General features: G+C 49.2%; 1 protein-coding gene. It reads left to right on the top strand.

All coding sequences use genetic code 11. The features are described 5' to 3' along the window. Positions 1-266 (top strand): YbhB/YbcL family Raf kinase inhibitor-like protein (locus E0702_RS17620; RefSeq protein WP_132045799.1); only part of this gene is annotated, 266 nt, incomplete at both ends.

Below are 266 nucleotides of genomic sequence, written 5' to 3'. Positions count from 1 at the left end.
TGGTGGCATTGGGTATCCGTTGATATCCCAGCGTCAGTGAACTCGGTAGAGCAAGGCGCATCAGGCAATTCTTTCAAAGCGAAAGAGATGAAAAATGACTACGGTCTAAGTGGATTTGGCGGCGTTTGCCCACCAAAAGGCGCAGGCATGCACCGTTACCAGTTCACCGTATGGGCAATGCCAACGGAAAAACTCGCGATTCCAGAAGGTGCTTCAAATGCCTTGATCGGCTTTATGTTGAACTCATCAGCGCTTGATAAAGCAAC

Source organism: Halomonas marinisediminis, assembly GCF_004347715.1.
GTDB lineage: Bacteria > Pseudomonadota > Gammaproteobacteria > Pseudomonadales > Halomonadaceae > Halomonas > Halomonas icarae.
The sequence above is the reverse complement of the archived record's forward strand: the minus strand, read 5'-3'. Positions and strand labels throughout refer to the sequence as shown.